The sequence below is a fragment of the Planktothrix sp. FACHB-1355 genome (assembly GCF_014748295.1).
Taxonomy (GTDB): Bacteria; Cyanobacteriota; Cyanobacteriia; order Cyanobacteriales; family Aerosakkonemataceae; genus Aerosakkonema; species Aerosakkonema funiforme_A.
In genome coordinates this window covers 1-9,359 of the sequence record NZ_JACJUP010000136.1, presented here as the reverse complement: position 1 = coordinate 9,359, position 9,359 = coordinate 1, and the positions used below count along the sequence as shown (strand labels likewise).

The following is a 9,359-nucleotide window of genomic DNA, read 5'->3' as shown; positions in this document are numbered from 1 at the left end:
GATTATTGGGACGCTGCATTTTTTAACCTAGATCGAGTCAAAATTTTTCAAGCCGCAAGTGATGTCGAAAAATGTGCTATTCTGCAATTAACCAATCGCAGCTTGTTAGAAGAATCCTATTTCATAGAGAAAGCCGGCGTTGGCTACATGGCAAAAATGGTGTTGTTAGCAGAAACAGTTGAGGAGCGAATGCTCTACGGATTGTTTGCGGCTGATGAAGCTACTCACCTCAGTCATATTGGTTATTTTTGCCCGGAAATGGAACAAATTGGCAGCGAAAACCCGTTTCTGCGGTTATTAGCAGAAGTAGTTGAAAGTGCAGATAAAACGGTGCTGTTGTTTGTGTTACAAGTGGTGTTAGAAGGATGGGGTTTAAGTCATTACCGCCGACTGGCAAAAGAATGTCGCCATGAAGTTCTTGCAGAGCTTTTTTTTAGTTTTTTGGACGCAGAAGCACGCCATCATGCTACGGGAAGTTTATTGTTTGAGGAAATTTCTATTTCACAATCTAGTCAAACATTAATTATCGAACTGTTGGCAAGGTTTCTTATGATGGTACAGGTGGGCCCGCAAAGCGTGCTGACAGCGATCGAACGGGTGATGGGACATCTGTCGCGATCGCAAAAAATTCAAATTCTGCAAGAATTGGATACGGAAACTCACAGCGGGATGCGATTAAAACTGCTGCGATCGCTCATGCAGGGAGGATCTGGTGATGCGATCGTCCAAGCGTTAGAAGAACGAGGATATTTTGCACCACTACCCGCTCATAAATGCGTATATTAAATATGAAAGACGATCTAAAACAAACTGTTCGGCAACTGTCAGATAATCCAACGATATATCGCAAGTTGCAAATTAATTACACACGCAACAAACTGCACGATCGCACTGCTGCGATCGATGAAGCAGTCGGACATTTTCGTTATGAAGATTGCCGAAACGAATATTGGAATCCAGAAGAGTTTTCGTTGCTGTACGGTACGCCTTTATGGGAACAATCCAGCCAACATCAGCGCGTCATTTTAAATCAACTTTACTGGGTAGCCTACTACTCCCAAATAGTCTCCGCAGAAATTGCGACAATCTTCTTCAATCAAACCAGTGCAGCCGGACTTTACGCGCAGGAAGATTTTCGTTTAATCTGCGATACTTTAGATTTGGAATCCTCTCAAGAACGCGCTCACATCAACGCATTTCGCACTATTGCCAAACAGGTTGAGGAAGCTTTGTTTGGAGAGCATATCTTTACCTACCCAATGCGAAGTCCCTTTACCGAAACAATGGTTTATGCCGACACCAATGCGCTAAAAACTTGGTGGAAAAAGATGCAATTGCAATACTTTGGCTTAATTTCGGCGAATAATACCTTTTTGGCTTGTCAGTATTTCACAGTTAGAGGAGTGCGGACGTTAAATGGTAAATTGATCCAACACAAACTCAGCAACTATTATCAGAAACATCCCCATCAAGACAAAGCACCCATTCCCGCTAAAATTTCTTATTATCACTTTCTGGATGAAAGCTTTCATTTCAATAGTTCGACAATTATATCTCACGATGTTGTCACTTGTCTTGCGCCGCCGACTGCATTTGAAAGTTCGATCGCTAATTTAGGATTATGGGGATGTCAGCGCGATCACTTTCACTTTTCGGCTGCGATTAATGGGATTTTCTGGTACGATCCGGCGCTGTATGGCAAGATTTATCGCGTGTTGCGATCGCCTCTTTTCGCTCTAACAGACATAGAGGCTAAAGAAATGATGCGACGCTGTTTTACCGAAGAGTCAGAAGGATTACACCGCAGTTATTTAACGCATCAGGAAGCAATGGAATCTTATAAAGTCTATGTTGAAAAACTCGATTACCTGTGGAAACGCAATCGCGAAATGTCACTCATGGCATCAAATTCAATTCCGCGATATTTGGAAATCCAAAAAAAAGCCTTTCAACGCTTTGAACAGCAACATCAAGAGGATTTGTGCCATGTCTGATTTATGTACAATCTCCTTTCCCGGAACTGATTATCCCCCCATTACTCTGCAACCGCATCAAAATTTATCCGAACATCTCACAATTCAAAATTCACCTGTCTTATTTGGTTGTCGGACTGGCATTTGCGGAACTTGCTTAGTTGAAATGCTTGGCGATATTCCTGCTACTAAAGCAGATGAACAAGAAATGCTCGATACCTTCGCTCCCAATGTTCCGAATGCTCGATTAGCTTGTCAAATTGACCTTACAGCCGATGTAGAGATTTGCAGGTTGCAAAGATGATAGGAGATCCGGTTGATAGAGAATTACATTTGTTAAGCTTCTGTTGGAGGAGAATACCAAGTTTCTATAGAAAGAGAACGCACTTCTTGGATTCTTTGAAAGTCGCGATCGGCAGAAACCAGGGTGAGATTGTGTTGGATAGCAATTGACGCAATCCACAAATCATGTTGGCTAAAGCCGATATCAATCATCCGAGTTCTTCTGCGTTTACTTTTCTCCTTTGGCCCAAATTTTTGCATCAGTTCAGCTTGAAACTTCCCATATATCTCAGCAGTTATTGAGTCGATTTCGTAGATGATAATATTTCTTAAAAACTCCTTAACTCGATTGAGATTGCTCTCTCTTTTTTGGGAATTTTCTGCCATGTAAATCAGTTCAGCCTGCACGATAACGCAAGTGGCGATCTGAAATTGCTCAAGTGCTGCCAACCGAGAAAGGATATCTGGTTGATTTTGAATTGCTAAACTACAGTGATTTGTATCTAACAAGTACATGACACAACTCAGCCTTCTTCAGAATCTTCATTTTCAGCATCAGCAGCAGGGATGTATATCCTACTACGGGAATTATGCACCAATTCTAAACATTCCTCTAAATCATCTCCTTCCCATTTCCCAATTCGTTCCAGCGTTTTTAGGATTGATGCTCCAGTAGAAGGAGGCTGCTGTTCTGTAGCAGATGACTGGGGAGAGCGAGATTTTAAGAAGAGAAGAAATTCCAAAGATATTGCTAAAATTGGATCGGGAGTTTGTTCAATTTCTTTAATAAGTCGCTCTCGGATAGATGTTTCCTTGGATATATCTTGTTTAATCGGTTCTTGAGTTTGCATTGTTTCAACCTCTATATAGCTGATGAATTGGGATATTTAATTATTATAGCAACTGCGACACCTTGCTGGATATCGATGCGAGTTTATAGATATCATCGTCAGTGTTTGCTTGAGAGGTTGCCATAATTTAGATACGATCGCTTTCGTCACACCCCACTATACACCATGCAATTTGCAGATTTTTGGTACATTGTTGCACTGAGCGATCGCTTAAAAAGTCTGAAAATGGATATCTAACCAAAATTATGTCATTTTTGGAGTAGCTGGGCATAGACATCATCCTCTGTGTTGTTCCAAACTGTATCTAATGATGTTTGACTGGCTTGAAGCCAAAACTCAGCTTCTTCATCAGGTAAAACTGTTACTAATACTTTTGCCCCTTCGGGTAACTCTGATGACTCCAGTAGTTCAATTTTTCCTTCTCGAACAGTAGCCCAAAAGGTTTTCAGCATATCCACCTCATAAACTTCACTGTATGCAATTTGCAGATTTTTGGTACATTGTTGCATTGAGCGACCAATTAAAACCTAACACGGTGTTGGCGCGATCGCTCTTAGGAGAATGGCTGGCAATTTTTCGCGCAGAAGATGGGCAAGCTGTGGCGTTGCGCGATCGCTGTTTGCATCGCAATAGCCGCCTCTCAGCCGGAAAAGTTTGTCGCGGTGCATTGCAATGTTCTTATCATGGTTGGATATACGATCGAAATGGTAATGTTATTGCTGTTCCTGCTGAAGGAGATTCGTTCAAACCTTCCCAGCAGCGTCGAGCAAAATGTTACGCAACAAAAGAACAGGATGGTTATATTTATGTGCGGTTAGCGGACGACTTGAGCGAAGATTTTCATCCCTTTTCCATGCCTCATTATCAAGAACCTGGGTGGGAGACAGTGCGGGTAATTAACCGTTTTGCTAACAACGTTACCAATTGTGTGGAAAACTTTATTGATATTCCGCACACAGCCTTTGTTCATCCTGGTATTTTCCGTACTTCCCGCCAACAAAAGTTAGAAATGATTGTCGAACGCTGCAATGGTTCGGTTTTGGTGGAATATCGGAACGAAACCAGCAATCTGGGATGGTATAGCCGTTTTCTCAATGAGCAAGGTGTTGAAATTAAACATAGCGATCGCTTTTATATGCCGAATATCACCTGTGTAGAATACAAGATGGGAGACAACCGCCATTTATTCATTACAAGTCAATCTATTCCAGAAACAGAAAATTCAACGCTAGTTTACACTGATGTTACTTATAACTACGGGATCTGGAATAAACTGGCGCGTCCGTTTGTGCGATGGACAGCACAACATATTATTCAACAGGATGTCAAAATTCTGGGCATTCAGGGGGAAACGATCGCCAAATACGGCACGCAATTTTATCATACACCCGCCGATACAATTCATGTATTTGTGGAGTCGATTCGAGATGCGATCGCTCGTGGCGAAAACCCGCGACAACTACCCCATCAATCGGTTAAAGTTACATTTTGGGTATAAAATTTAGCTATGCAAAGCATTGCACAAATTCTCGTTTTTGTTGCTTTTATCGGATTGGTTGGATGGACGATATTCGATAAATACGGTCGAACTCAACTCAAAGCAAAATCTCTTGAAGATTGGTTAATCGATAGTGTTGGGTTGTTTGTGCAAGGAATTTTGATTCCCCTACTGCAAGTTACGTTAATTTATCAGCTTTATCGTCACTGGCTACCCATAGCGCACGAATCTCTTAAGCTACCTCTAATTTTAACATTTATGCTCAGCTTTGTTGTAGTTGATTATCTCTATTACTGGAATCATCGCCTCTTGCACTTTGCTCGCTTCTGGCAGATCCATCAGGTGCATCATACTGTAACTGATTTAGATGTTTTGGGAACATCTCGCAACACGCTTTGGGCGAGTTTTCTAATTGTTTATCTGTGGGTTCATGCCCTATTTATGTACTTGCTAGCCGATCCAACAGGCTATCTTTTAGGAGTTAGTTTAACTTCTGCTCTAGATTTATGGCGACACAGCCGACTGACAATTCCTTCACATAGTTGGCTTTACCGTTGTCTATCTCCTTGGTTGATTCTGCCACAGGATCACTCATGGCATCATTCCAGTCAATCCCTCACTGCAATTATGGTGCAAATCTGAAACTTTGGGATAGGTTGCATGGAACTTATTATGAAGGTAGTCAATTGCCAACCAAAATCGGCATCGCCACCCAATTAAGCTTTAGTCAAAAACTTTTCTTCCCCTTTTCATGACAGTAATTAGTACGATTTTGTTGTTCTTTCCTACCCTTGTGTTATTGCTAACTGGGATGGGATTTGTCTACTTTGCACATTCTCCCGGTATCGTAAGTGGGATGGCGATTCTGAGTTCTCTCTACGGTTTGCCAGTGCTAGCCTACCGATTACATCAGTGGGTGTATCCGGTGCGGGAGGGTATTAGTTATTTGCGGGGAAAAAAGTACAGTCCTTGGTGGGGAAGCCATCAAATCCAGGCTATTTATATTGCGATTCCCGCTTTAGAAGCGGTGTTGAGATTGATTCCGGGCGCATTTTCCTACTGGTTGCGTTTGTGGGGTGCTAAGGTAGGGCGAAATGTGTACTGGACACCAGGATTGGAGATTGCCGATCGCGGTTTTTTAGAAATAGGCGATCGCGTTGTAATTGGACATCGCGTTGGCATCTATTCCCATGTCATCAAACCTCGCAAACAAAACTTGATGTTGTATGTCAAAAAAGTTCAAATTGGCAATGATGTATTTGTAGGAGCAGGCTCGCATCTCGCCCCTGGTGTAGTTATTCGGGATGGCACTTATTTACGAGTCGCCACTAATCTTTATCCCAATCAAAAGGTGAAATAATGCGTCAATTAATTCAACTGTTTGGGCAACTTCTTGCACCAACTGCCCATCGATTTTATCGAGCATTGGATAACCCTCAATTAACTCAGGCATCTGTACAGAAAGATATCTGCGATCGCCTCATTCAAAGCGAGTATGGCAAATCCTTGGGAATTCGTTCTGTAGCAGATTGGCAGCGCGTGCCGATCGTCGATTATGAAGCACTTGCACCTTGGATTTTAGGAGAGCAAAATCAACATCCCAAACGCGATCGAATTCCATTAACTCCCGAACCCATTTTGTTTTATGAAAAAACATCTGGCAGTAGTGGCGCAGTTAAATGGATTCCTTACACGCGATCGCTACGAAAATCTTTCAATCAGATGTTTTGTGTTTGGGCAAACGATCTGATTCAACATGGGCCTCAATTTTCAACTGGAAAGCTCTACGCCTGTATTTCACCTCAATTAGATGAAGCGAATACCAAAAAAGATAGCTCTTTATCTCTGCAAGATGACCTGGATTACCTAGACGGTTGGTTGCAGTGGTTTCTACGTCCCTGGTTGGTGATGCCGGATAAACTCGATCGCCTGCGCGATCCGCATCTGTTTAAACATCAACTTGCTTTAGCATTGTTGCAAGCCCAGAAATTAGAAATTATTTCTGTTTGGAGTCCGAGTTTCCTCCAGGTGCATTTAAATTATATCCAGGCAAATCAGAAGTTATTAGCAAAAGAATTACAGCACAAAATTTCACGCGATCGTCTGCAAATCCTCGCTGAAACCAAAATTCCCTGGACACAACTATGGTCAAACTTGAAGCTGATTTCTTGCTGGGATAGTGCAAATGCAGCAGATGGGGCAAATGGACTGCGATCGCAATTTCCAGGCGTTTTGGTTCAGGGTAAAGGTTTGTTAGCTACTGAAGCCCCTATGACAATTCCGTTAATTGAAGCTGAGGGATACGTGCCAGTTCTCGATCGAGTCTTTTTCGAGTTTGAAGACGATAAAGGTTGCCTACATAAATTGCACGAACTCAGCACCGGACAGACATACACAATTATTTTATCCCAAAAGGGCGGTTTGTATCGCTATCGCATAGGCGATCGCATTCAGGTGACTCATTGGTATCGCCATACTCCCTGCCTAGAGTTTCTGGGGCGACATCAAAATATTAGCGATTTAGTTGGCGAAAAACTGCAAGAAACCTTTGTGCGCCATATTTTAGAAGGCTTGAATCTCGAAGGAACCAGTTTTAAAAGCTTAGTTCCAGTTGCCAATCCACCTCACTATATTCTGTTACTCGATTCGGCAAAAGAAACGCCCGATATCCTTGCTCAACATTTAGATCGTGCTTTGTCAGAATCAAGCCAGTATCACCGCGCCCGATTACTCGATCAACTTGCACCACCACAGGTTTTAATCTCTCCCAAAATTCCGGAAGTATTAGCTTTGTACCGCGTTCGCACCGGCAGTATTTGGGGTGGCATTAAACATCCCATTCTCGTAACATCACCTATTAACGTTGCACTCCTACAAGCGTATTTTTCTTCTCCTAGTCCCTAGACGCTACTTTCCTACCAGGGATTGCCAATCAGTACAAATGTAGCCCAGTAGTGAGGGTGAGCAAAATTTATCGCAGCAGTTTCAGCTAATTTGGGAGGCAATACCGCTACCGTATGTTCAAATACGCGCAATTTTCCCGCTTCTACTCTCATTTGACCTTTCAGTAGGGCAATTTGTGCTTCTCTAAGAGCGAATGCGCGAATGGGAGCTTGCTGCAAGTGCTGGTAAAATATTACCATCAGTCCGAACGTGCCCCGATCGTCGGCTTCCCACAGACTTGCTAGGGCCGATCGCACACCAGCTTGTACTCCCAATCCGGCAAATCCCAATTCTGCGCGTTCGTCTCCCAACGCCGTGCGGCAAGCAGAAAGTACCAATAACTCCACAGGCGGGTCATTCCAGTTTAACTGCTGCATTTGAGGCAATGGCAAGCGAGTATCCCAAAGCTGAATGTAAGAATTATCGGGCTTTCCTGTTTTAAAGTCTGCATGAGTTGCCAAGTGAACAATTTCAAAAGTCTGCTGAGTGCGTTGTGCTTTGAGATTGTTGAACGTAAAGCTTTCATTTAAGAAAAATTTACTTTCCCCCAACTTAGAAGTAATAGTTGCTAACTCAACAGGTACAAAAGGTAAAGGTCTTAGATCCCGAAATTGCGATGCTCCCATTCCCAAAACTCTAGCTTTCTTAAGATTGGCGTAGCGAGGTTCGCTTAAGCTGAAACTGGGAATCAAAGCTAAACTATATTGCTCGATCAGGAACTTTTGACCGTCGTGAAGTGCTGCAAATGGTAGAGATCGCAAACCTGCATCCGGAACTAATACCAAATTTTCAATTCCTTGCGATCGCAACGTTGGTTGAATGGGAGCAATGAGAAAATTATACAGTTGTTGGGCTGAAGCTAAATAACTGGTTGTGCGGGTTTTATATTTATTTGTTACTTCCCTACGCATTTCAGTTGCTAACGCTAGCACTTGTTCGCGTTTGGCTGTGGGAATTTGCAGGTTAATAGCTGGACTGGTTGCGGTCACTACTATAATATGTAGCGGATCGTCAGGAGAGCGATCGCACAACGACTGCTGAACTCTTTGATTTTCCTCTGTAGCTAACCCATCCTGGGATGCGGGACGAGCAAGATTTCCTCCTCTAGTTGCAGTAGAACTAGAGTTAAGGTTGCTAATAGTAATATTACCGGAAGCTGTGAGTGCGATCGCACCTCCATCACCCGTAACAGAACTGGTATCAATCGTTCCAGCCGTTGTATTAATTTGCCCTTGTTGACTTGCGATCGAAATCTCGCGACCCGGATTTCTTATACTACCTGTGGTAATATCTCCCTTAGCTGCTAAGGTAATCCTGGCATCGTCAGCACCGCTGATAGTCCCATTTTGATAACTAATTATACCAAGGGTTTGCAGCGTTACTGGGTCTTCAAAAATTACATCACCTGCCAAAGTTATCGTTCCGCTGCCATCCGTTCTGCCAACAGTAATTGAACGAAAGCCATTTTGCAACAAAATTAACTCTGTACTGGTTAAATTAAGAACGCTATTGTTTCCAGTATCCGTTCCTCCTATTTGAATTTCTCGATTAACCGTTAAAGGTTCAATTCGTAAATCTCCTGTTCCAGAAACAACTCCCGAAAAATCAATTTCATCTCCAATTAACGCCAGATTACCAGCACCGCCACTGATATTTCCGCTAATACTAGCGGGAGGAACAAAAACGAATATATCCGTTCCATCACCTCCCGTTAAGTTTTGAAATTGGCTGAAATTCAGCGTGCTGTTGTACGTACCGCTATTATTTCCGGTCAGAGTCCAAGCATTAGTTGTATTTCTGCCAATCAGCGTA

Annotated in this window: 11 protein-coding genes; 7 read left to right on the top strand and 4 right to left on the bottom strand. The window is 42.8% G+C overall.

Annotated features, from left to right (window positions below; genetic code table 11):
- The 3 genes from H6S82_RS08860 to H6S82_RS08850 all read left to right on the top strand — a co-directional run.
- Positions 1–786 (top strand): ferritin-like domain-containing protein (locus tag H6S82_RS08860; protein WP_191056154.1); only part of this gene is annotated, 786 nt, incomplete at its 5' end.
- A 2-nt stretch (positions 787–788) separates the two neighbouring features.
- On the top strand, positions 789–1,994 hold the full coding sequence (locus tag H6S82_RS08855) for a P-aminobenzoate N-oxygenase AurF (protein ID WP_190467074.1): 1,206 nt from the start codon (positions 789–791) through the stop codon (positions 1,992–1,994).
- The gene (locus tag H6S82_RS08850) at positions 1,987–2,277 is read left to right on the top strand and encodes a 2Fe-2S iron-sulfur cluster-binding protein (RefSeq protein WP_190467071.1); all 291 of its coding nucleotides are present in this window, start codon (positions 1,987–1,989) and stop codon (positions 2,275–2,277) included. Before H6S82_RS08855 ends, H6S82_RS08850 begins: the two co-directional genes overlap by 8 nt.
- Before the next feature lie 32 nt (positions 2,278–2,309).
- On the opposite strand, the gene H6S82_RS08845 is transcribed toward H6S82_RS08850, so the two are convergent.
- The 3 genes from H6S82_RS08845 to H6S82_RS08835 all read right to left on the bottom strand — a co-directional run bounded on the left by H6S82_RS08845 (position 2,310) and on the right by H6S82_RS08835 (position 3,615).
- On the bottom strand, positions 2,310–2,771 hold the full coding sequence (locus H6S82_RS08845) for a type II toxin-antitoxin system VapC family toxin (protein WP_190467068.1): 462 nt from the start codon (positions 2,769–2,771) through the stop codon (positions 2,310–2,312).
- A gap of 8 nt (positions 2,772–2,779) precedes the next feature.
- On the bottom strand, positions 2,780–3,106 hold the full coding sequence (locus H6S82_RS08840) for a hypothetical protein (RefSeq protein WP_190467065.1): 327 nt from the start codon (positions 3,104–3,106) through the stop codon (positions 2,780–2,782).
- A gap of 248 nt (positions 3,107–3,354) precedes the next feature.
- The gene (locus tag H6S82_RS08835) at positions 3,355–3,615 is read right to left on the bottom strand and encodes a hypothetical protein (protein ID WP_242056872.1); all 261 of its coding nucleotides are present in this window, start codon (positions 3,613–3,615) and stop codon (positions 3,355–3,357) included.
- Here H6S82_RS08835 and H6S82_RS08830 point away from each other — a divergent pair.
- The 4 genes from H6S82_RS08830 (at position 3,615) to H6S82_RS08815 (ending at position 7,508) form a co-directional block, all read left to right on the top strand.
- Positions 3,615–4,604 (top strand): aromatic ring-hydroxylating dioxygenase subunit alpha, encoded by a 990-nt coding sequence (locus H6S82_RS08830; protein ID WP_242056871.1) that lies wholly within the window; start codon positions 3,615–3,617, stop codon positions 4,602–4,604. The genes H6S82_RS08835 and H6S82_RS08830 overlap by 1 nt on opposite strands.
- Before the next feature lie 9 nt (positions 4,605–4,613).
- On the top strand, positions 4,614–5,246 hold the full coding sequence (locus H6S82_RS08825; protein WP_242056870.1) for a sterol desaturase family protein: 633 nt from the start codon (positions 4,614–4,616) through the stop codon (positions 5,244–5,246).
- Positions 5,247–5,355: 109 nt separating this feature from the next.
- Positions 5,356–5,964, top strand: coding sequence for an acyl transferase (locus tag H6S82_RS08820; RefSeq protein ID WP_190467054.1), 609 nt, complete (start codon positions 5,356–5,358; stop codon positions 5,962–5,964).
- Positions 5,964–7,508 (top strand): GH3 auxin-responsive promoter family protein, encoded by a 1,545-nt coding sequence (locus H6S82_RS08815; RefSeq protein WP_190467051.1) that lies wholly within the window; start codon positions 5,964–5,966, stop codon positions 7,506–7,508. Before H6S82_RS08820 ends, H6S82_RS08815 begins: the two co-directional genes overlap by 1 nt.
- A gap of 11 nt (positions 7,509–7,519) precedes the next feature.
- On the opposite strand, the gene H6S82_RS08810 is transcribed toward H6S82_RS08815, so the two are convergent.
- The coding region (locus H6S82_RS08810; RefSeq protein WP_191056153.1) for a CHAT domain-containing protein at positions 7,520–9,359 on the bottom strand (1,840 nt) is incomplete at its 5' end.

Excerpts from the sequence above, each read along its gene's own strand:
- H6S82_RS08815 (WP_190467051.1), top strand. The coding sequence starts at position 5,964 with ATGCGTCAATTAATTCAACTGTTTGGGCAACTTCTTGCACCAACTGCC.
- H6S82_RS08845 (WP_190467068.1), bottom strand. The coding sequence starts at position 2,771 with ATGTACTTGTTAGATACAAATCACTGTAGTTTAGCAATTCAAAATCAA.
- H6S82_RS08825 (WP_242056870.1), top strand. The coding sequence starts at position 4,614 with ATGCAAAGCATTGCACAAATTCTCGTTTTTGTTGCTTTTATCGGATTG.
- H6S82_RS08835 (WP_242056872.1), bottom strand. The coding sequence starts at position 3,615 with ATGCAACAATGTACCAAAAATCTGCAAATTGCATACAGTGAAGTTTAT.
- H6S82_RS08840 (WP_190467065.1), bottom strand. The coding sequence starts at position 3,106 with ATGCAAACTCAAGAACCGATTAAACAAGATATATCCAAGGAAACATCT.
- H6S82_RS08820 (WP_190467054.1), top strand. The coding sequence starts at position 5,356 with ATGACAGTAATTAGTACGATTTTGTTGTTCTTTCCTACCCTTGTGTTA.
- H6S82_RS08850 (WP_190467071.1), top strand. The coding sequence starts at position 1,987 with ATGTCTGATTTATGTACAATCTCCTTTCCCGGAACTGATTATCCCCCC.
- H6S82_RS08855 (WP_190467074.1), top strand. The coding sequence starts at position 789 with ATGAAAGACGATCTAAAACAAACTGTTCGGCAACTGTCAGATAATCCA.